Origin of the sequence: Allobosea sp. BK604 (genome assembly GCF_004341515.1) — a bacterium.
In the GTDB taxonomy this organism is placed as follows: domain Bacteria; phylum Pseudomonadota; class Alphaproteobacteria; order Rhizobiales; family Beijerinckiaceae; genus Allobosea.
Genome location: NZ_SLZF01000010.1, coordinates 99,803 through 119,834, shown reverse-complemented (window position 1 = coordinate 119,834; position 20,032 = coordinate 99,803). Strand labels below are relative to the sequence as shown.

The following is a 20,032-nucleotide window of genomic DNA, read 5'->3' as shown; positions in this document are numbered from 1 at the left end:
GGCCGGCCGGCGCCACCGATGGATGTCGGCCCCGCCCTCGGCGGCACCCGCCGTCGTTAGCGCGCTGTGACTGTCGAAGCGATCGCTTGCAGCGCCCCCGACATGCCGGCAATCGCCGGCTTGGCGTCCGGGCCCGCGCCATGATGATCGGCGATCCAGGCCACGTCATAATATGAGAGCCATGTCGTCCCATCCGCATCCTGCCAGACCAGCAGCCTGAGCGGCAGGTCGATCCCCGCTGTCTGAGCGGACTGCATCAGCGGCGTCCCGCCCTTCGGATTGCCGAAGATCAGCAGGACGGTCGGGCGCAGCGGCAGGCCGGCCTGGGCAGCACCGGCACCATGGTCGATTCGCGCGAACAGGGTCAGGCCGCGCGCCGCGATCGCGGCCTCCAGACGCTCCTGCGTTTCGAGCGGCTGGTATTGGCTCTTCAGCGAAATCAGTCCATCAGCGGCCATGGCCGGCCCTCCTGGTGAGCAAAGTGAAGCAAGGGCGAAAGCGGCGGCGATGGCGGGCCTCGCAAGGCGAATGTCCGCCGCAAAGAGTGCGTTGATGCCGCGCGCGATCAGCCAGGGAACAAGCGCGAAGAGCGGCAGCGAGCATTGTCCTGGATGTCCACGCATCATTTCTTCACGCCGCTGAATTCAGGTTCGGGAATGAAGCCGTCCCTGTTCGGCATCCGGACGGTCACGAGCGAGTGCTCGTCGAGTTTCGCCTGCGCCGAGACGATGCCGTTCAGGCTGAGAATATAGGCCACCACGGCATAGGTCTCGTCGGTGCTGAGCGATCCCGGCGCCTGATAGGGCATCGCGCGATGGACATAGTCGAACAAGGTCGTGGCATAAGGCCAGAAGCTGCCCACAGTCTTGAGTGGCGCGTCGGAGGCGAGCGTGCCGCGACCGCCGACGAGCCGATCCTTGATGCCGCCCACGCCGTTCTCGCCATGGCAGGCCGCGCAATTATCGGCGAAGATCTGCTTGCCCTGCTCGGCCGTGCCACTGCCATGCGGCAGCCCCTTGCCGTCGGGACGCACATCGATATCCCAAAGGGCGATCTCGTCGGGCCTTGCCGGACGCCCGAAACCGTCGGCAAAGGCAGGCGACATCAGCAGCGATGCGAGCGCGCCGGCGTAAAGCACCGTCCTAGTCGAGAACATTGCGGACCCTCCCGGACTCGTCGATGCCCCAGGTCTGCTGGGCGTTGTAGTGGAACAGGGCATTGGTCCCCATCGCCGCGATGAAGCTCTTGCGGTCCGGCTGGACGTTGCCCTTCTCGTCGGTCGAGCGGCTCACGATCTTGGTGGGCTTGCCGTCCCAGGCCCAATCCAGCTGAAAGCGGACCTGTGCCTTGGGCAGTGCCGGGCCGGTCAGCGCGACCTCCTGCCAGGTCCTCGCCCCGTCGGTGCTGACCTCCACCTTCGCGATCCTGCCGTGACCGCTCCAGGCCAGGCCGGTGATGCGGTTGCGACCAGGCCGGATCACCATCGTGCCGGAAGGCTGCGTGATGACCGAGTTGGTCTCCATCCGGAGCTGGAACTGCCGGGCCTTGCCATTGGCGAGGAGCTGGGTGTAGCGCGCCGTCTCCCAGCGCGTCATCCAGGGCTGGTCGCCGAATTTCAGCCGGCGCAGCCACTTGATGTTCAAATTGCCTTCCATGCCCGGCAGCAGCAGACGAAGCGGGAAGCCGTGCGCCGGCCGCAGCGGCTCGCCATTCTGGCCATAGGCGAGGATCGCCTCGTCGAGGATCTCCTCGGTCAGCGGAATGCTGCGGGCGACGCCGGCAGCATCGCCGCCCTCCGCCAGCATCCAGGTCGAAGCCGGATCCTTGCCGAGAAGACCGATCACGAACTTGAGCGGCACGCCGGTCCACTCGTTGGTGCTGACCAGCCCGTGCGTATTCTGAACCGTGACGTTCTCGTCGGCCTTCTTCCAGTTCTCCCAGCCATTGCCGGTGCATTCGAGGAATGCGGTACGGGTCACGGCCGGCATGGATTTCAGGTCGTCCATGCTGAAGACCAGGGGCCTCTCGACCATGCCATGCACGAGCAGCCGGTGCCTGGCCGGGTCGAGATCGACCACGCCGGAATGGCTGCGCTCATAGTGCAGATCGGACGGCGTGATGGTGCCGACGAGGTCCTGGAGAGGCGCCTTCGAGTTGATCGCCTCGCTCGGGTCGATATTGCGCCGGCCCGGCCCGGCCTCGGGAATCCGGCTGATCTTGACGTATTGGGAGCGCGCGCTGAACCCGCTCAGATCGGCGCCCGGTTCGCGTGCCGGCACATCCGCCAGGCTCTCGGCGGTGGCGCTCTCGGCAAGGGCGCTGCCGGCGAGGCCGGCCGAAGCCGCCACAAGAAACCTGCGCCGGTTCAGCCGCTCCGGAGACCCGTCCGCGTTGCTATGTCCGCTCAGCATTTTCATACCCAGGAATGGTTTCCGCAGAGAGCGCGGCAGGTAGGGCTATCAATGAACCGTCCTGCCGCGCCGTCGCCTCAGGCAGCGGCTCCGTCAGGCGCCCTCGTAGACCAGGCGCGTGAAGAACGCGGGGCCGATGACGAACTGGCCCCATTTCTCGTCAAAGGCCGCCGTCGGTCGCTCCGCCGTGACCTGTTCGAGGGAGAGCCCCTTGGCCTTCAGCGCCGCCACCTTGGCGTGGATGGCGACGAGCATGTCGCGAAAGGCGACCAATCCGGCGCGGTCGCTGATCGGCCCGTGGCCGGGAATGACGATGGTCTTGTCGCCAGCCGCCGCCACATTCGCTTCGGCAGCGGCGATCGTGCCCTTGATGCCTCCACCGGTCGAATAGTCGATGAAGGGATAGACCCCGTTCCAGAACGTATCGCCGGTATGCAGCACGTCGGCCTCGGCGAAACGGACGGAGATATCGCTGTCGGTATGGGCCGGCCCGTAATATTTGAGCTCCAGCGTCGAGCCGTTGGCCTTGAGCGTCCTGTCCGCCGTCATCACCTCCGTGGGGATCGCTCCCGGGGGAGAAGCCGGGAAATTGAAGTCCCATTCATCGACCCGCTGGGCCGATTGAAGGTGCTTGCGCGTGTTCTCATGCGCGAGGATGACGGCTCCGTTCTGGTGCAGCCACTCGTTGCCATCGGTATGATCGAAGTGCCAATGGGTGTTGATCAGCCGGGTGATGGGGTCCTTGCCCAGGCCGGCAAGCGCCTCGAGGATGCGGGGCTTGGACGCGGTGATGCCGGCATCGACCAGCAGCTTGCCGTCGGCGCCCGTCAGGACGGCGATGTTGCCGCCCGAGCCTTCGAGAACGCTGACATTGCCGCGGAGCTTGGTGACCTTGATCGGATCAGTCGCGGCGTGCTCGCGGATCATGTCGACGATGTTCTTCGCCTGGGCAAAGGCCTGCCGCGGCGTTAGCCACGCACCCGAGGCGGTAAAGCTGGTGGCAGCGACACAGCAGAGGCAGAAGCCGCGTCGTGTCAGCATCTGGTGGCCGGTTCTGGTCATGGTGAGCTCCTGACGAGGGTTCACGCAGGAGGGTAGGATCGGATAATGCCTGCCGGAATGTCAGCGAGGCTCAGTCTCATGTCCCAACGGATCAAATCGAAGCCTCTGGATCATCGGACCGGATATCGTATCCGGTCCGATGATCCAGCTGCTTGGTTTCGCATCGGCGTGGTCCGAAAACCGCAATCCACTTTTCGGGCCGATGCGCTGGCCAGGACCCGTTCATGACGCAGCCGGACGCATTGAGCGGCCTTGCGCCTTTGCTGCGGGTGCGCCCGGAGCTCCAATATGTTTGCCGCTTCGGCGCACAATGGGCTGCCCCGCATTCAGCCGAGGTCGAGTCCTGGGCGCCCTTCCACATCGTGACGGACGGCGCCTGCGTCATGCACCTTCCGGAATCGGGCCGCTCGATCCAGCTCCGGACCGGGGATGTCGTGCTGCTGCCGCGCGGCAGCGCCCATATCATGCACGGCCTCACCACCTCGCCGACGGCGTCCGGGCCTTTCGGGATCGCCAGCCGCGACAATGGCGCGATCCTGGTGAAATCGAATACCGACGGCGAGACGAATGCGCAGCTCGTCTGCGGCCGGCTCAGATTCGAGCATGCCGGGCAGAACCTCGTGCTCTCGGCCCTCCCGGAGGCGGTCGTCGTCTCGGCCGCGGAGGGGGACGACGCGCTGCTGATCCGGCGGCTGATCGCCTTCGTGAAGGAGGAACTGGACGGCGGCCGGCCCGGCGCGGCCGCGATCGCCTCGGATCTTGCGAGCGCGCTGCTGGTCATGGTGGTGCGGGCCCATCTCGAGACGGCCCGCACATCCGACAGTCTTCTGGCCCTGCTGGGCCATCCGCAGGCCGGGCGCGCCGTCGCCGCCATGCTGGAGGCGCCGGGCAAGGCGTGGACGCTGGACGAGCTCGCCTGCGTCGCGCATTCCTCCCGCGCCAGCCTCGTGCGTGTCTTCCGCAAATGCGCCCGGATCGCCCCGCTCGCCTTCCTGACCGAGCTCCGGCTGGAGATCGCCAGGCGCAAGCTGGCAGGCTCGGGGCGGCCGCTGGCCGATATCGCGGCCGAGGTCGGCTACCAGTCGGAGAGCGCCTTCAGCCGGGCCTTCCAGCTGCGCTATGGCGTGCGGCCGGGAGAGGCCCGTCTCTGCTCCCGCGACCACTAAATGTCGAAGCTAGCGCATCGGCCCGAAAAGTGGATTGCGGCTTTCGGAAAAGCCGATGCGAGAACAAATAGTTAGATCGTCGGACCGGATACGATATTCGGTCCGATCATCTAGCCGCCCGTCCGGTAGAAAATCTGACGCCCTTGCTGATCGGTCCTGACACTCGCGCGGCCCTGCTGCACGAGGACGTGCAAATGGGCCAGCGTCTCGCCAAGCGCGAGGCGGCGATGCCCGCCTTCGAACGCGCGGCTGAACAGGATGCTCCCTGCCTCGAAGGCGGTCTTCGGCTCCGCTAGGACGGTCTCCAACTGGTCGAGCCGGTCGACATGATGTTGCCTGAGCGCAGCGATCCGCGCGTGCAACCCGCGGAAAGGTAGGCCGTGCCCTGGCAGGACCAGGACGCCCTCGGGAATGCTCAGAAACTGGTCGAGGGAAATCAGGTATTTCCCGAGCGGGCTTGCATCCGGCTCGTGTGCAAACACGGCGACGACCGGCGATATCCGAGGCAGGATCTGGTCGCCGGCCAGGAGCAGCCCGTCCGCCTCGCAATAGAGCGACACATGCTCGTCGGCATGCCCGCCGGCGACGATCACCGCCCAGCTGCGGCCGCCGACCTGGAGCCTGTCGCCATTGCTGATCCGCCGCAGCTCGGCCGGCGGGGCACCAAGATACTGCGATACGCGCAGGCGCTCATCGTCGAAGGCTTGCAGCATTGTTTCGTCGCAGCCATGCCGGAGCAGGAACGAGGCGGTCGCGTCGGGCAGCGTGGTCAGGCTTGCGGCATGGCGCAGCCGCGCCGACAGCCATTCGATCAGCGGCGCATGAAACGGAACGCCCAGGGTCGAGACCAGATGGCCGGCGCAGCCGATATGATCGGTATGGCCATGCGTCACGATGATCCGCGTGATCGGCCGCTCCCCCGGCAGGGAGGCCAGCAATTGCGCCCAGATCGCACGGACCTCCGCGCTGTCGATGCCGCAATCGACGATCGCCCAGCCCTCGCCATCCTCGAGGAGCCAGACATTGACGTGATCCAGTCGAAAGGGCAGCGGGATCCTCGCCCAGTAGACGCCATCGACGATCCGGCTCCAGATGCCGGCGGAGACAGGCCCGTCGACAATGGGGTATATTTCCTGTTGAGCCATGTCTTTCCCGCTCGCCGCCCGCGCATTCATGCTTGAGTCTCACTTGATTGGATGCAATAGCGCATGCAAGTCGATGCTGAAAAGGACGTGCAACCGAATGGGGAGACCGTGATGGCGAGGGCCCGCGCTGAATCGAAAGAAGCGAGCTTGAACGCCAGCGTCTACGATCGGATCAAGGCCGAGATCCTCACCAACAGGCTTAGGCCCGGCGTCAAATTGACCCACCAGGGCATTGCCGAGCTCCTCGGCGTGTCCCGCACCCCGGTCCGCGAGGCGCTAGAGCGCCTCCTGCAGGAAGGTTACGTCTTCCGCCTGCCCCGGCGCGGCTTTTTCGTCGGCGAGACCAGCGACGATGATACGCGCGACTATTACCAGACCCGTGAGGCGCTCGAACTCTACCAGCTCGAACGCCTGTTCGAGCGCGGAGTCACCGAAGACGATCTGCGTCAGCTGCGCACCATCAACGAGCGCTATTCCACGCTGATCACGCAGAACCTCACCTATGAGCGGATGCTCGTCGACCGCGATTTCCACCTCGCTCTCGCGGGCCTCACGGGCAATGCCTATCTCGTTTCGATGCTCAACGGCATTTTCGAGCGGCTGATCCTGAAGCGTCGCATCGCCGGAATGTCGGACACCCGCGGCCTCGCGGTCTACGAGGATCACCTTGCCCTGCTCGGCGCCCTCGAGAAGGGCCAGGAGAGCAAGGCGCGCAAGATCCTCGCGCAGCATATTCGCGGCGCGCGCGAGCGTCTGCTTTCACATCTGCGCCAGTTCGCGCCCTCGACTTTGCGCCCCTAACGCTTCCGAACGCCCGCGTCGCCATGACCGGGAGAAGGGATTGCCAGAACCAATTCTGCATGCAAAAATTCATGAAAAATAGAACACAAAAATCCACAGGGAGGACGAGATGCCGTTCAAAGCGATGGTCAGCGCATTCCTGCTGGGACTCGGTCTCGCCGCGGCATCACAGCCTGCGGCGGCGCAACAGCCGATCCCGATCAATCTCTCCGTCGGCGTGCGCGACCCGATCTACACCCACATCTATGTCGCGATGGCCAAGGGTTATTTCGTCGCCGAGGGCCTTAAGCCGAACCTGATCGTCACCGGCAGCGGCTCGCGCTCGGCCCAGTTGCTCGCGACCGGACAGGCCGACGTGCTGCTCGGCAATCCCGAGCATGTCATCGTCATCAACCGCGAAGGCCGCCCGGCGGCGATGCTGGCCGCGGTCGACCAGCGCAACACTTTCGGCAACATCCTGGTCAACAAGGGCTCGGCCGCCAAGACGCTCGCCGATCTCAAGGGCAAGCCGATCGGCGTCACCGCAACCGGCGGCGGCGCCTATTATTATGCGAACTACATGTTCCTGAAGTCGGGCCTGACGAACCAGGACGTGCAATGGCTCAGCCTCGGCGCCCTCAACAATATCGTCGGCGCCCTGCGCAGCGGCCGCATCGAGGCAGCTGTGGCGAGCGTCTCGATGATCGAGACGGCGGTCAAGGAAGGCTATGGCCGCGTCATCTTCGATTCCCGCGACAGCAAGGAATGGGACGCGATCTTCGGCGGCCCGATGCCCTCCTCGGTGATCTACGCGCTGCAAGCCACGATCGACCAGAAGCCGGAGATGGTGAAGAAGGTCGTGCGCGCCATGGCCGCCGCCGACGACTTCATCAGGACGAACTCGCCGGAAGAGGTTGCCAAGACGATCCTCGCCGATATGGGCGGCCAGGATCTCGCCTCGGTGACGCTGGCGGTTAAGGACTACAAGGAGAATTACTGGCGACCGCAGGGCATCAGGATCACACCCGAGGAATATAGGCGCTGGCAGGATTTCGTCGTCGCCAACGGCCTGATCCCCGAAGCCGAGCGCGGAAAATACGGCTACGACCAGCTCGTCAAGGATGTCGGGGCCTTCGCGAAGTGAACGCGATGGCCAAGCTCCAAACCACCCGGCCGGCCGGCGCGCGGATCGCCATTGCGGGGGTGGAAAAGAGCTATACCACGCGCGCCGGCGGCAGGATCGAGGCGCTGACGACGATCGACCTGACGATCGCTGCCGGCGAGTTCGTCGCCTTCGTCGGGCCGTCCGGCTGCGGCAAGACGACCTTGCTGAATGCGATCGCGGGCCTCGCCGAGCCTTCTGCCGGCAGCATCCATATCGGCGAGCGGCAGGTCCAGGGAAAGCCGCTGTCCGAGATCGGCTATCTCTTCCAGAAGGAGACGCTGCTGCCCTGGTACACGGTCGAGCACAACGTCTCGCTCGGCCTGTCCTATCGCGGCCTGAAGCACGATGCCCAGGCGCGTCAGCGCGTCGACCACCTGCTCCAGATTGCCGGACTCGCGGATGTCCGAGGCGCTTATCCGAGCGAGCTCTCGGGCGGCATGCGCCGGCGCGCCGCTCTTTGCGCCATGCTCGCAATCGAGCCGAGCGTGCTGCTGATGGACGAGCCCTTCGGCGCGCTCGACACCTTTACCCGCGCCGGGCTGCAGCAATACCTGCTCGACCTCTGGTCGGAGAGCCGGCAGACGGTCGTCTTCGTCACGCATGATCTCGAAGAGGCGGTGACGCTGGCCGATCGGATCGTCATCTTTTCCAAGCGGCCAGGACGCATCCTCGACATCGTCGAGGTGCCGCTGCCGCGGCCACGCAACGTCTTCCAGGTCAAGCAGATGCCGGAATTCTCCGCCTGCTACCAGCAGACCTGGGCGGCGCTGAGCGAGGAGTTCAGCCTTGGCGAGCCCTAGGCAGCCGAGTGGCCTGACGGTCGCCGCGATCCAGATCGCCATCATCCTGGCGATCCTGGCGCTCTGGCAGTTCGGCCCGATCGACGAGATGCTGTGGAGCCGGCCTTCGCTGGTCTTCCCGCGCGTCGCTGCGCTCTGGCAGGGCGTCGAGGGTTTGCCGCCGCTGAGCCGACAGATCGGCGACACCGTGCTCGCCACCTTCGTCGGCCTCGCCGGCGGCAGCGCGCTGGGGTTCGTACTCGGCGTCGCGCTGGCGGAATTCACCACGATCCGCCTGACGCTCGCCCCCTTCCTGGCTGCGGCCAACGCCGTGCCACGCGTCGCCTGGGTGCCGACGCTGACCCTGCTCTTCGGCTTCGGCTTCATCACCAAGATCGTGATGTCCGGGCTGATCGTCTTCCTCGTCGTCTTCTTCAACGTGCTCGATGCCGCCGTGCATGCCCCGCCGGCCCTGCTCGACGGGGTCAGGGCGCTCGGCGGCAGCTATTGGCACCGCATGCGCGACGTCCGCATCTGGTCGTCGATCGGCGCCGTCATCGCCTCCTTGCCCAATGCGATCGCCTTCGCGCTGGTCGGCGTCGTCTTCGCCGAGAGCCTGAATGCCGAGAGCGGCCTGGGCGCGCTGATGTTCAACGCGATGCAGCGCGGCCATCCCGACGATCTCATCATCAGCGCGCTGGCCCTCGGCATCATCGGGCTCGTGCTGATCGCAATCACGCGCGGGCTGCAGCGCGCCTTCGCGCATCGGTTGATGCTAGGCGACGCCACGCCCGGGGGCGCCAGGCCATGAAGATCTGGATCGCACGTATCCTCTTCGCGGCGGCTGTCCTGGCGCTGTGGGAATGGGGCAGCCGGATCCCGCTGCTCGGGCAGCTCCCGATCTTCGACCCCTTCATCGTCTCGACGCCATCAGGTGTCGCGCGCCAGTTGGTCAAGCTCTACGGCCAGTCGCGGCTCGCGATGCATGTCGGCTACACCTTGCTGGCGACGGTACTGGGATTGATCGCCGGCCTGCTCACCGGCTTCGGCGCCGCCCTGCTGCTGGCGAATTCGACATTGATGCGGCGAGTGCTCGATCCCTTCATCGGCACTGCGAACGCAATCCCGCGCATCGTGCTGGCGCCCTATTTGCTGATCGCACTCGGCATCGGCATCGAGCCGCGCATCGTGATGGCGGCGTCCTTCGTCTTCTTCATCGTCTATTTCAACGTGATGCACGGCATCTCGACGATCGACCGTGCCCGCATCGACCATGTCGCCGTCCTCGGCGGCGGGCATCGCCACGAGATCCTCGACCTGCAGATCCCGGTCGCGTTGGCCTGGACCATGCGCGCCTTTCCGCAATCGGTCGCCTACGCCTTCGTCGGCACGGTCTTCCAGGAATTCGTCGGCGGCAATAGCGGGCTGGGCAGCGTGATGATCTACGGGCTGAACGAGCTCAATGCCGCGACGGTGATGGGGACCATCGTCCTACTTGCTGTCCTTGGCCTCGTTCTCCTCGCCATCGGCGAATTCATCGGGGCCAGGGCCCTGCCCTGGCGGGCCGAGATCGCCAACGCCTGACAGCACTTGGTCGCGAGGTCAGGCGGCGATCAGCGTCTTGCGGATGAGCGCGGCGAAGGCCGCGCCCGGCAAGGACGCGAGCCGCCACCATTCGCCCAGGAGCGCATCGGTCTCGCCGCCAAATGGCGACATGTCGCGGAACTTGGCGGAAATCTCGTCATGCGACATCGGATTGCGGGCATGGCCGCGCGGAAAGTCGACCTGTGCCTCATGCGTATCGCCACCGCGCGCGCTGACCGTGATCCGCGTCGGGACGCGCTCGGGATAGGCGGCAGTGAAATCCGGATTCTCCTCGACCTCGATCAGCGCCATCAGCGACTGGATGTCGTTGGCGAGGATACGCGCCGGCTCGAACTGCGCCTCGCCGACCTTGCCGTCGAGCAGCGCTGCCGCGACCGCATAGGGCAAGCTGTGATCGGCGGTCTCGCGGGTGCGCGGCTGCCATTTCTGCGGGCTGTCTGCCGCCGCGACGCGGCCGAACTCGAAGGTCTCGACCCGGATTCGCTCGATCTCGGCGACGGGGGCCGCGCCGCGCACCGCAAGCGCCGCGTCGATCGCCGTCTGGGTGAAATACTGGATCGGATAGGCCTTGAGATGGACGTCGAAGAGGCTCGGCCGCTCCACGGGAAGCGTGAAATGCGCGGGGTCGGCAACACCCGTGACCTGCGCGAACAGCCCCTTCTTGCCGTCGAGCGCCAGCGCCGGCCCGGTCAGGCCATGGCGGGCCTGCATCGCGGCGAACAGGCCGGCGCGCCCGGCATAGGAGCAGGCGGCCGATTTCCACATCGAGAGCTCGCCGACGCGCGTCTCCATCAGGGCGACATTGCCGGTGGCGGCGATCGCGATGGCATTGGCCAGCGCCTCCTCGTCGAGCTCGAGCAGCGTGCTGGCGGCGACCGCAGCCGCGATCGCGCCGAGGATGACATTGTCCCATCCGCCCTTGCGGGTGCTGACCGTGTCGGCGAGCCGGCAATGCACCTCATAGCCCCGGATGATGGCGTCGAGCGCATCGGCACCGCTGCGCCCGAGCCCTTCCGCGAGGGCCAGGACCATCGGGATGTTGTCGCTCGGATGCATCGCCTCCTTCGACAGGTAGATGTCGTTATAGTCGAGATAGCGAGCGGCGATGCCGTTGACGAAGCTGGCAGCGGCAATGGTGGCATAACCATCGGAGCCGGCGAGAGACGCCCTTGGCACAGCTGCATCCGCGGGCACGGCCTCAAAGGCCAAAGCGGCTTCGCGGGCCGAAATCACCGACTTGGCGTCGAGCGCGCCGACGAGACAGGCGACCGTATCGACGACGGAGCGCGTGATCGTCTCGCGCACGTCCTCGCGCCCCGCCATCGGCCCGAGACCCAAGGCGAATTGCGCGATGCGGCGGGCAAAAGGCTGGTGCTCATCCATCTCGACATCCCCACTTCACGACGTGGCAGCCATGTCGAAATAGCGCGGTCGCTCGGGTTGCGCCATGAAAATCTGCATGCAATCATGCATGAAATAATGACGGCTAAACAGCAGCCGCGAATTGGTGGAGACGTCATATGGGCGAAGGAAACGAGGGCGCGGCGCGCCTGCTCGACCGTGGCAAGCAGGCGCCGGGACTGAGCGACCAGCAGGTCGAGGCAGCCCGCAAGCTGATCGGCGTCTGGCTCCGCCGCGACGTTCATTTGCCGGCGATCTACGAGCCGATCTCGCTGCACGACATCCGGCGCTGGGCGCAGTACAGCGTCGGCGACGACAACCCGCTGTTCTCGACCACTGATTACGGCAAGGGCAGCGTCTGGGGCACGAATATCGCGCCGCCGACCTTCCTCTATACGATCGACAGCGGCATCGTGGCGCCGGGCCTGCCGGGCGTGCAGTGGATCTTCGCCGGCGGCACCTTCGAGCACAGCAAGCCGGTGCGCGTCGGCGACACGATCAGCGCCAAGGCGCGCCTGATCGACGTGGTCGAGAAATCCGGCCGTTCGGTCGAGCGCTTCATCAGCCAGGTCGGCGAGGTCATCTACAGCAACCAGGCGGGCGAGCAGGTCTCGCGCTATGTCGGCGAGATCTTCCGCATTCCCCGCGCCAGGAGCGGCGCCGGCTTCCGCTTCGAGAAGGAGCCGAGGAATAACGGCGAGCCGTACCGCTATACGGATGACGAGCTCGAGGAGATCGCCGCCGCCTATCGCAACGAGATGCGGCGCGGCGCCGAGGCGCGCTATTACGAGGATGTCGCCATCGGCGAGGAGTTGCCGGTCCTGTTCAAGGGGCCGCTGACGCTGGTCGATATCGTCGGCTTCTATGCGGGCCGGCGCACGGTCTACAATGTGCTGAAGCTCGCCTTCCAGGAGCGCGACCGCCACCCGCACAACGTCTACTATTCCCCCTCGACCCATGTGCCCTGCCATCCGGCAGCCGGCCATTTCGACGTGGAGATCGCCCGCGAGATCGGCATGCCCGGCGCCTATGACCAGGGCTGGCAGCGCATCAACTGGGCCGGCCACCTGATGACCAACTGGGCTGGCGACATGGGCTTCGTCCGGCGGGTCGGCGGGCGCGTGACCAAGCCCAATCTCGTCGGCGACCTCACCAAGCTCACCGGCAAGGTCACCGGCAAGCAGATCGTCGACGGCGAGGCGCTGGTCGATGTCGAATGGTGGGGCACCAATCAGCGCGGCGAGAAGAATTGCAGCGGCACCGCACAGGTCCGCCTCCCCTCCCGCGACATTTCGGTGAAGCTCTGATGCAACGTTCCGGCCCACTCGCGGGCATCCGCGTCCTCGATTTCACCCATGGCGTCGCCGGCCCCTATTGCACGATGGTGCTCGCCGATCTCGGTGCCGATGTCCTCAAGATCGAGAAGCCCGGCCGCGGCGATCCGACCCGCTACATGAATGTCAGCGAACGCTTCCACGCCGATATCCCGCGCGTCGGCGGCGATTATTTCCTGGCGATCAACCGCAACAAGCGCAGCATCGGCATCGACATGAAGACGCCCGAAGGCGCGGCGGTATGCCGCGACCTGGCCCGCTGGGCCGATGTCGCCGTGCAGAATTTCCGGCCCGGCGTGATGGAACGGCTCGGCCTCGGCTACGACCAGCTCGGCGCCCTCAACGAGCGGCTGATCTACGCCAATATCGCCGCCTATAGCGAAGGCGCGCTGGCCGACAAGCCGGGCATGGACGTCGCGGTTCAGGCCCGCTCGGGCGTCATGCGCATCACCGGCCAGCCCGACTCGCAGGATCCGCTGCGGCCGGGGGTCTCGCTCGCCGATTTCGGCGGCGGCATCTATCTCTCCAATGCGATCATGGCGGCGCTGTTCGAGCGCGAGCGCTCCGGCAAGGGCCAGGAGCTCTCGGTCTCGCTGCTCGATGCGACGATGAGCATGCTGATCAACTATTCGGTCGCAGTGCTCGACGGTGGCGCGGAGCTCGGGCCGATGGGCTCCGGCCATCCCCAGCTCGTGCCCTACCAGGCCTTTCCGACCAAGGACGGCCATGTCGTCATCAGCGCCGGCACCAACAAGATCTATCGCGATCTCTGCGCCGCACTCGGCCGGCCGGAGCTCGGTGAGGACGAGCGCTTCCGCACCAACCAGCTCCGCGTCAAGAACCGCAAGCTGATGGTGCCGGAAATCTCGGCCGTGACCGAGCAGCGCAGCACGGCGGAATGGCTCGAGATCCTCGAGGCCGCCGACGTGCCCTGCGCCCCGGTCAACGACCTCGCCGGCGCCTTCCGCGATCTCGAACGAAATTCGCCGGGCATGGTGGTGAAGCTGCAGCACGAGGGCGTCGGCGAGATCTCGCAGCTCGGCGTGCCCTTCCGCTTCAGCCGTTCGCCCGGCCAGGTCGCGGCGCCGCCGCCCATGCTCGGCGAGCACACCGAGGACGTGCTGACGGCCGTCCTCGGCCGCTCGGAAGCCGAGATCGGCGAGCTTCGTCGCGCCGGCGCCATTGCATGAGGACCAGACGATGACTGAGAAGATGCTTGCGGGCCGGACCGCGCTGGTCACGGGATCCGGCCAGAATATCGGCAGGGCGACGTTGCTTGCCTTCGCGGCTGCCGGCGCGAATGTGGTCGTCAACGGCCTGAAGAACCGGGACTCGATCGAGAAGGTCGCCGAGGAGGCCCGTGCACTCGGCGTCGAGGCGCTGCCGCTCCTGGCCGATGTCGGCGATTCCGATCAGGTCGAGGCGATGGTGCAGCAGGCGGTCGACCGCTTCGGCTCGCTCGACATCGTCGTCTCGAATGTCTCGCTGCGCCTGCACCAGCCCTTCCTCGAGATTACGCCGAAGGGCTGGCGCCAGGTCATCGAGAATAACCTGAGCTCGGCCTTCTACCTCGCGCATGCCGCGATCCCGCACATGAAGAAACGGAATTGGGGCCGGATCATCCATATCTCGGGCCGCGACGGCTTCTCGCCCAAGACCAACCGCGCCCATAACGTCACCGCCAAGGCCGGCACTTTCGCCTTGGCCAAGGCGATCGCGATCGAGTTCGGCGAGTTCGGCATCACTGCGAATGCGGTCGCGCCAGGCATCATCGAGACCACGCGCGACCCGGTCCACTATCCGAATTTCGAGGTCGAGTACGAGAAGCGCCGCAAGGCCCTGCCGTTACGCCGGCTCGGGCGTGTCGAGGACATCGCCGACACGTGCCTCTTCCTCACCTCGCAATCCGGCGGCTTCATCACGGGACAGATCATTCATGCGAACGGCGGCGAGTTCATGTTCTGAGGGGCTCGTCGGCTTCGAGGCGCTGTTCAAGGCGCGCTCGGTCGCCTTCGTCGGGCTCTCGGCCGACCCTCAGAAGCTCAATGGCGCGCCGCTGCTCAACCTGCGGCGCAATGGCTTCACCGGGCGGATCTACCCGGTCAATCCGAAATATGCCGAGATCGGCGGGCTGACCTGCTACCCGTCGATCACCGCCCTGCCGGAAGCGCCGGACGTGGTAGTGGTGATGGTGCAGGCGGCGCAGGTGCCCGGCGTCATCGCCGAATGCGGCCGCCGCGGCGTCGGAGCGGCAGTGGTGCTGACCTCGGGCTTCGAGGAGGCCGAAGGCGGCCACGCGCTGGCACAGGAGATGGCGCGCGTTGCCGAGGAGGCCGGCATCACCCTGATCGGCCCGAATTGCGAGGGCGTCTGGTCGGTCGCCGAGAAGCTCGTCCTGACCTTCGGCTCGGCAGCGGCGCGCGACACGCTCCACCATGCGCCGATCGCCATCGTCTCGCAGTCGGGCGCTGTCGCCGGCGCCTTGGCGCGGCATCTCCAGGATGCCGGCTATGGCTGCTCCTATGTCGTCAGCGTCGGCAACGAGACCTGCACCGACGCGCTCGACGTGCTGGACTGGCTGATCGAGCAGCCCGACACCAAGGTGGCGCTGCTCTTCATCGAGGGCCTGAAGGATGGGGCGCGGCTGCTCGACCTTGCCCAGCGGGCGCGTGAACGCGGCGTGAAGCTTGTCGCGCTGAAATCCGGCAATTCGGCCATCGGCCGGGAGGCCGCCGGATCGCATACCGGCAAGCTCGCCAGTGCCTATGCGATCTATCGCGACGTCTTCCGCCAGGCCGGGGTCGTCCAGGTCGAGAGCCTGGCCGAGCTGATCGAGGCCGCCGAAATCCTGACCTTCATCCCGCCGCCAAAGCGCAGCGGAGAGGGGCAGGCGGGCGTCTCGGTGTTCAGCATTCCCGGCGGCACGCGCGCACTCACCGCCGATCTCTGCGAGCGCTATGGCGTGCCCCTCGCCCGTTTCAGCAATGCCTCCGTCACGGCGTTGACCGGCATCCTCCCGGCGTTCGGGCAGGCTCAGAACCCGACCGACCTGACCGGCCAGGTCCTGTCCCATCCCGATCTCTTCGAGAAGGCGCTCGCCATCGTGGCGGAGGACGCCGCGACCGAAGCCCTGATCATCCAGCTCGCCAATCGCGGGCCGCGCGACATCCGCCAGCGGCGCGAGCTCGTCGCCGATATCGCGCGCCGAACCGGATTGCCGATCGTCGTCTCCCTGCTCGGCGACGTGCTTCCCGCCGCAGAACGCCGCGAGATGATCGCTGACGGTATCGTCGCCGCGCGGGACCCCGCCGACGCGGTGCGCTACCTGTCCTGGCTCTACGCCGCAAGGCAGTCCAGGACCGAGCGCCGCAACGCCCGCACGCCGACCCTTGATGCGGAGCCGCCTGCGGATACCGGATGGGCGGAAGCTTCGCGCTACCTTGCGGAACTCGATCTACCGATCCCGCAAAGCCTCGTCGTCGCACCGGGAACCAGCGCCAATGCTCTCGCATGCGACGGCCCCTATGTGGTCAAGGCATTGCCCGAGCAGGCGGAGCACAAGACCGAACTCGGTCTCGTCGAAATTGGTCTGAAGAGCGTGGGCGATGCCGATGCCGCTGTCGCCCGCATTCGCCAGCGCCTCGGCGATCCGCAGGCTCCCGTGCTGATCCAGGCCATGGCAAAGGGCGTCGAGGCCGTGCTGTCGATCGTGGACGATCCCGATTTCGGACCCGTCCTCGCCATCGGGACCGGCGGACAGGGTATCGAGCTCTGGGGCGACATCGCCTATCTCGCGCTGCCCGCCACGGAAAGCGAGATCCGTGTGGCGATCGCCCGTCTGAAGCTGAGCAGCCTGCTGAACGGCTTTCGCGGTGCTCCGGCGGCCGATGGCGATGCGTTGGTCGCGGCGGCGCTGACGCTCGGCGATGCAGCACTGGCGGCACGCGGGCGGATCTCCGAGATCGAGCTCAATCCCGTCTTCGTCGGCCCGCACGGCCAGGGCCTCGTCGTCGCGGATGTGCTCATCCGTCATGCCCGAGAGGGAGCCGATCGCCATGGCTGACGTGCTCGCGACTGCCTTTGCCGCCTTCGCCGCGTCGGCCCATGAGCGCGTCTTCCCGGCCGAGGCACGCCGCCGGGCCGTCGATGCGATCACCGATTGCGTAGGGTGCCAGCTCGCCGGGTCGGCCGAGCCCGCCGCCGAGATCATGCTGAAGACGATGGCCAGCGCGAGCGAGCCGAGCGCCGCCCTGCCGAGCGCGCTGGTCGGCCGCAATGCCTATGCCGGCATCGCCGAAGCCGCGCTTTACGGCGGCACCGCCGCGCATGCGCTCGACTACGACGACACCAACCACCCCGCCTATGCCCATCCGAGCGCGGTCATCGTGCCGGCCGCGCTCGCGGTGGCGCCTCTGTCCCAGGCCAGCGGCCGGGATCTGGTCAGCGCCTACATTGTCGGACTCGACATGTTCGGCAAGCTCGGCCGCGCCTTCAACACCGCCCATTACAAGCGCGGCTGGCATGCGACCAAGAGCTTCGGCTGCCTCGCCGCCGCACTTGCGGCGGGCAGCATCCTGCGGCTCGACACGGCCACCATGGAAACGGCACTGGCCATCGCCGCGAGCTCCGCCGGCGGCCTGCGCGGCAATTTCGGCACGATGACCAAGCCGCTCCATGCCGGGCAGGCTGCCGAAGCGGGTGTCCGCGCTGCGCTGCTCGCACGGGCCGGCTTCACCGCGGCGCGCGGCGTGCTCGAGCACAGGTTCGGCTATGCCGCCGTCTTCGGCACGCCGGGTGCAGATATCGCCCATCTCGCCCGCCCCGGCGAACCGCTCGAAATCCTGTCCGAATACGGCCTCGCGCTGAAGCCCTACCCCGCCTGCGGGGCGACGCACCCGGCGATCGAGGCCGCCACGCAGATCCATGCCGAGATGGCCGGGCGGGAGATCGCTGAAATCCGGGTCGGCGCCTCGGCTCTCTCCTTCGACCCGCTGATCTATACCGACCCGAAGACGGCGCTCGAAGCGAAGTTCAGCATGAATTTCTGCGTCGCCGCCGGCCTGCTCTATGGCGAAGTGCTGCTCTCGACCTTCGGCTCGAACGCCCTGACCGACTCGCGGCTGCGTGCGCTGCTGTCGCGCATGACCGTCGTCGTCGACGATCGCGTCGCCGACAGCCCCGAATTCGCCGCAGCCGTCGCGGTATCCTTCAGCGATGGCAGCAGCGTCGAAAAGCTCGTGCCGCTGGCGAAGGGCAAGCCCTCGCGCTGGTTCTCCGAAGCCGAATTGGAGGCCAAATTCGATGATTGCGCCAAGGTCATGAACGATCCCACCCTTTCCGGGAAGCTCTACCGCAAGCTGCGCAGCCTCGATGGTCCGGTCAGCCTGACTGAGATCGCCGCAGCGACCGCCTTCGCCGCGGCGCGGAGTACGGCGGCATGAGGACGCAATCCGACCGCGCCATTGTATTCCGGGACGTCTGCAAGACCTTCTTCAAGGAGGGCAAGGCGATCCCCGCGCTCGGCCCGATCTCGTTCGAGGTCGAGCGCAGTGAATTCCTCGCCGTGCTTGGCGCGAGCGGCTGCGGCAAGTCGACAACGCTGAACATGACCGCGGGCCTGATGAAGCCCAATCGCGGCGAGGTACTCTTCGACGGGGTCAAGGTCACCGGCATCAACACCAAGGTCGGCTATCTCACCCAGAAGGACAGCCTGCTGCCCTGGCGCACGGTCTTCGACAATGTCGCGCTGCCGCTCGAGATCGCCGGAATCCCTCGCCGCGAAGCGGCCGACCGGACCGCGAAGATGCTGGCGGCGGTCGGCCTGTCCGGCTTCGAGAAGCACTATCCCGCGGAGGTCTCCGGCGGCATGCGCAAGCGCGTCGGCATCGCCCGCATGCTGGTCTCGGCGCCGGCGACCTTGCTGCTCGACGAGCCCTTCGCCGCGCTCGACGCGCAGCTTCGCGGCCAGTTGCAGCAGCAACTGCTCGATATCTGGCAGAACGACCGCAAAACCGTGGTCTTCGTCACGCATGATCTCGGCGAGGCGGTCAAGCTCGCCGACCGCATCCTCGTGCTCTCCCGCCGGCCCGGCCGGGTGAAGGGCGTTCTCAAGGTCCCGCTCCCGCGCCCGCGCCATCTCGAGGAGCTCGAATATTCGCCGGAGTTCCTCACGATCCAGCGCGAGCTCGCGGCGATGTTGCGGCAGGCCGAAAGCGAGGAAGCCGCATGACGGTGCATCAGCCCCTCCGTGGCGGCGAGCTTGCCGATGCCGACACGGTCGACATGCCGATCGCGGCGCCCGCCGATGTGACCGAGGAGAACTCGTTCTGGCTGCGCCCGTCCGTGATCTGGACAGCGCGGATCACCATCGTCGTCGGCCTCCTGCTTCTGTGGGAGCTCGCCTCAGGCCGCTGGATCCGGCCGGTCTATGTCAGCAAGCCCAGCCTCGTCGCCGAGCGCCTGTGGCACTGGATCGAGAGCGGCGAGATCTGGATGCATCTCGCGGCGACCTTGCACGAGGCGATCCTCGGCTTCCTGATCGGCGCGCTCGCCGGCATGGCGGTCGGGCTGCTCCTCGGCCGCAACGAATTTCTCGCGCGGGTGCTCGGCCCGTTCATCGTCGTCCTGAACTCGCTGCCGAAGGTCGCGCTGGCGCCGCTCTTCATTCTCTGGTTCGGCATCGGCTTGACGATGAAGGTCGTGCTGACTGTGGTCATCGTGTTCTTCCTGGTGTTCTACAACACCTTCATGGGCGTGCGCGATGTCGACGAGGACCTGGTCAACATCATCAAGACGATGGGCGCCTCGCGCCTGCAGATCCTGCGCAAGGTGATCATCCCGAGCGCCCTGCTCTGGGTCTCGACCGGCCTGCGCATCTCCATCCCCTATGCGCTGATCGGGGCCGTCGTCGGCGAGATCTTCGCGTCGAACCGCGGCATCGGCTACCTGATCCAGTCGAGCGGAGCGCAGTTCGACACGGCGGGCGTCTTCGCCGGCCTCATCCTTCTCGTCATCGTTTCCGCGAGCTTCAGCGCCCTGCTGACGCGGATCGAAAAAAGCCTGTTCCGGTGGAGGAGATCGTCGCGTCCGGCAGGCTGAAACGACAAGCGACAGGGAGGTTTCAATGCGTGCAGTCTTGTCTCGCACGGCCGCGATTTTCGCGAGCGCGATGCTTTGTACGGCGG

The 20,032-nt window shown here is 66.4% G+C and carries 19 protein-coding genes; 13 read left to right on the top strand and 6 right to left on the bottom strand.

What is annotated here, in order from left to right:
• Positions 1-56: 56 nt before the first annotated feature.
• The 4 genes from EV560_RS27245 to EV560_RS27230 all read right to left on the bottom strand — a co-directional run bounded on the left by EV560_RS27245 (position 57) and on the right by EV560_RS27230 (position 3,473).
• Positions 57-458 carry a DUF302 domain-containing protein gene (locus EV560_RS27245; protein WP_131858989.1) on the bottom strand — a complete coding sequence of 134 codons (402 nt, stop codon included), beginning with the start codon at positions 456-458 and terminating at the stop codon, positions 57-59.
• Positions 459-622: 164 nt separating this feature from the next.
• Positions 623-1,156: a c-type cytochrome gene (locus tag EV560_RS27240; RefSeq protein WP_131858988.1), complete on the bottom strand. Its 534-nt coding sequence runs from the start codon at positions 1,154-1,156 to the stop codon at positions 623-625.
• Positions 1,143-2,411, bottom strand: coding sequence for a sulfite dehydrogenase (soxC, locus tag EV560_RS27235; protein WP_131858987.1), 1,269 nt, complete (start codon positions 2,409-2,411; stop codon positions 1,143-1,145). Before soxC ends, EV560_RS27240 begins: the two co-directional genes overlap by 14 nt.
• Before the next feature lie 93 nt (positions 2,412-2,504).
• Complete coding sequence (locus EV560_RS27230; RefSeq protein WP_131858986.1) at positions 2,505-3,473, bottom strand: MBL fold metallo-hydrolase; 969 nt, start codon at positions 3,471-3,473, stop codon at positions 2,505-2,507.
• A gap of 224 nt (positions 3,474-3,697) precedes the next feature.
• Here EV560_RS27230 and EV560_RS27225 point away from each other — a divergent pair, with 224 nt between their 5' ends.
• Complete coding sequence (locus EV560_RS27225) at positions 3,698-4,639, top strand: AraC family transcriptional regulator (protein ID WP_131858985.1); 942 nt, start codon at positions 3,698-3,700, stop codon at positions 4,637-4,639.
• A gap of 110 nt (positions 4,640-4,749) precedes the next feature.
• Here the strand turns inward: EV560_RS27225 and EV560_RS27220 are convergent, their stop codons facing one another.
• A complete protein-coding gene (locus EV560_RS27220) occupies positions 4,750-5,784 on the bottom strand; it encodes an MBL fold metallo-hydrolase (RefSeq protein WP_165923671.1) in 1,035 nt (344 codons plus the stop codon).
• A 111-nt stretch (positions 5,785-5,895) separates the two neighbouring features.
• Here EV560_RS27220 and EV560_RS27215 point away from each other — a divergent pair, with 111 nt between their 5' ends.
• The 5 genes from EV560_RS27215 to EV560_RS27195 all read left to right on the top strand — a co-directional run bounded on the left by EV560_RS27215 (position 5,896) and on the right by EV560_RS27195 (position 10,092).
• Entirely contained in the window at positions 5,896-6,585 is a 690-nt protein-coding gene (locus EV560_RS27215) for a GntR family transcriptional regulator (protein WP_165923670.1), read from the top strand.
• 109 nt (positions 6,586-6,694) lie between these two features.
• Positions 6,695-7,708: an ABC transporter substrate-binding protein gene (locus EV560_RS27210; RefSeq protein ID WP_131858982.1), complete on the top strand. Its 1,014-nt coding sequence runs from the start codon at positions 6,695-6,697 to the stop codon at positions 7,706-7,708.
• A gap of 5 nt (positions 7,709-7,713) precedes the next feature.
• Complete coding sequence (locus EV560_RS27205; protein ID WP_131858981.1) at positions 7,714-8,529, top strand: ABC transporter ATP-binding protein; 816 nt, start codon at positions 7,714-7,716, stop codon at positions 8,527-8,529.
• A complete protein-coding gene (locus EV560_RS27200; RefSeq protein ID WP_131858980.1) occupies positions 8,516-9,319 on the top strand; it encodes an ABC transporter permease in 804 nt (267 codons plus the stop codon). The genes EV560_RS27205 and EV560_RS27200 overlap by 14 nt, the downstream gene beginning before the upstream one ends.
• Positions 9,316-10,092, top strand: a complete 777-nt coding sequence (locus EV560_RS27195; RefSeq protein ID WP_131858979.1) for an ABC transporter permease — start codon at positions 9,316-9,318, stop codon at positions 10,090-10,092. The genes EV560_RS27200 and EV560_RS27195 overlap by 4 nt, the downstream gene beginning before the upstream one ends.
• Positions 10,093-10,110: 18 nt before the next feature.
• Here EV560_RS27195 and EV560_RS27190 read toward each other — a convergent pair whose 3' ends face one another.
• Positions 10,111-11,496, bottom strand: coding sequence for an MmgE/PrpD family protein (locus EV560_RS27190; RefSeq protein ID WP_131858978.1), 1,386 nt, complete (start codon positions 11,494-11,496; stop codon positions 10,111-10,113).
• Between the two features lie 137 nt (positions 11,497-11,633).
• On the opposite strand from EV560_RS27190, the gene EV560_RS27185 reads away from it, so the two are divergent.
• The 7 genes from EV560_RS27185 to EV560_RS27155 are packed head-to-tail and all read left to right on the top strand — an operon-like array spanning position 11,634 to position 19,946.
• Positions 11,634-12,821 (top strand): FAS1-like dehydratase domain-containing protein, encoded by a 1,188-nt coding sequence (locus EV560_RS27185; RefSeq protein ID WP_131858977.1) that lies wholly within the window; start codon positions 11,634-11,636, stop codon positions 12,819-12,821.
• A complete protein-coding gene (locus tag EV560_RS27180; protein ID WP_165923669.1) occupies positions 12,821-14,038 on the top strand; it encodes a CaiB/BaiF CoA transferase family protein in 1,218 nt (405 codons plus the stop codon). Before EV560_RS27185 ends, EV560_RS27180 begins: the two co-directional genes overlap by 1 nt.
• 10 nt (positions 14,039-14,048) lie before the next feature.
• Entirely contained in the window at positions 14,049-14,813 is a 765-nt protein-coding gene (locus EV560_RS27175; RefSeq protein ID WP_131858975.1) for an SDR family NAD(P)-dependent oxidoreductase, read from the top strand.
• Positions 14,785-16,911, top strand: coding sequence for an acetate--CoA ligase family protein (locus EV560_RS27170; protein WP_131858974.1), 2,127 nt, complete (start codon positions 14,785-14,787; stop codon positions 16,909-16,911). The genes EV560_RS27175 and EV560_RS27170 overlap by 29 nt, the downstream gene beginning before the upstream one ends.
• The gene (locus EV560_RS27165; RefSeq protein ID WP_165923668.1) at positions 16,904-18,289 is read left to right on the top strand and encodes an MmgE/PrpD family protein; all 1,386 of its coding nucleotides are present in this window, start codon (positions 16,904-16,906) and stop codon (positions 18,287-18,289) included. The genes EV560_RS27170 and EV560_RS27165 overlap by 8 nt, the downstream gene beginning before the upstream one ends.
• Positions 18,286-19,077 (top strand): ABC transporter ATP-binding protein, encoded by a 792-nt coding sequence (locus EV560_RS27160; protein ID WP_131858972.1) that lies wholly within the window; start codon positions 18,286-18,288, stop codon positions 19,075-19,077. The genes EV560_RS27165 and EV560_RS27160 overlap by 4 nt, the downstream gene beginning before the upstream one ends.
• Complete coding sequence (locus tag EV560_RS27155; protein WP_207908131.1) at positions 19,074-19,946, top strand: ABC transporter permease; 873 nt, start codon at positions 19,074-19,076, stop codon at positions 19,944-19,946. The genes EV560_RS27160 and EV560_RS27155 overlap by 4 nt, the downstream gene beginning before the upstream one ends.
• Positions 19,947-20,032: the final 86 nt, after the last annotated feature.

Coding starts and splice junctions, on each gene's coding strand:
- EV560_RS27245 (WP_131858989.1), bottom strand. CDS start 458: ATGGCCGCTGATGGACTGATTTCGCTGAAGAGCCAATACCAGCCGCTC.
- EV560_RS27240 (WP_131858988.1), bottom strand. CDS start 1,156: ATGTTCTCGACTAGGACGGTGCTTTACGCCGGCGCGCTCGCATCGCTG.
- soxC (WP_131858987.1), bottom strand. CDS start 2,411: ATGCTGAGCGGACATAGCAACGCGGACGGGTCTCCGGAGCGGCTGAAC.
- EV560_RS27230 (WP_131858986.1), bottom strand. CDS start 3,473: ATGACCAGAACCGGCCACCAGATGCTGACACGACGCGGCTTCTGCCTC.
- EV560_RS27225 (WP_131858985.1), top strand. CDS start 3,698: ATGACGCAGCCGGACGCATTGAGCGGCCTTGCGCCTTTGCTGCGGGTG.
- EV560_RS27220 (WP_165923671.1), bottom strand. CDS start 5,784: ATGGCTCAACAGGAAATATACCCCATTGTCGACGGGCCTGTCTCCGCC.
- EV560_RS27215 (WP_165923670.1), top strand. CDS start 5,896: ATGGCGAGGGCCCGCGCTGAATCGAAAGAAGCGAGCTTGAACGCCAGC.
- EV560_RS27210 (WP_131858982.1), top strand. CDS start 6,695: ATGCCGTTCAAAGCGATGGTCAGCGCATTCCTGCTGGGACTCGGTCTC.
- EV560_RS27205 (WP_131858981.1), top strand. CDS start 7,714: ATGGCCAAGCTCCAAACCACCCGGCCGGCCGGCGCGCGGATCGCCATT.
- EV560_RS27195 (WP_131858979.1), top strand. CDS start 9,316: ATGAAGATCTGGATCGCACGTATCCTCTTCGCGGCGGCTGTCCTGGCG.
- EV560_RS27190 (WP_131858978.1), bottom strand. CDS start 11,496: ATGGATGAGCACCAGCCTTTTGCCCGCCGCATCGCGCAATTCGCCTTG.
- EV560_RS27185 (WP_131858977.1), top strand. CDS start 11,634: ATGGGCGAAGGAAACGAGGGCGCGGCGCGCCTGCTCGACCGTGGCAAG.
- EV560_RS27180 (WP_165923669.1), top strand. CDS start 12,821: ATGCAACGTTCCGGCCCACTCGCGGGCATCCGCGTCCTCGATTTCACC.
- EV560_RS27175 (WP_131858975.1), top strand. CDS start 14,049: ATGACTGAGAAGATGCTTGCGGGCCGGACCGCGCTGGTCACGGGATCC.
- EV560_RS27170 (WP_131858974.1), top strand. CDS start 14,785: ATGCGAACGGCGGCGAGTTCATGTTCTGAGGGGCTCGTCGGCTTCGAG.
- EV560_RS27165 (WP_165923668.1), top strand. CDS start 16,904: ATGGCTGACGTGCTCGCGACTGCCTTTGCCGCCTTCGCCGCGTCGGCC.
- EV560_RS27160 (WP_131858972.1), top strand. CDS start 18,286: ATGAGGACGCAATCCGACCGCGCCATTGTATTCCGGGACGTCTGCAAG.
- EV560_RS27155 (WP_207908131.1), top strand. CDS start 19,074: ATGACGGTGCATCAGCCCCTCCGTGGCGGCGAGCTTGCCGATGCCGAC.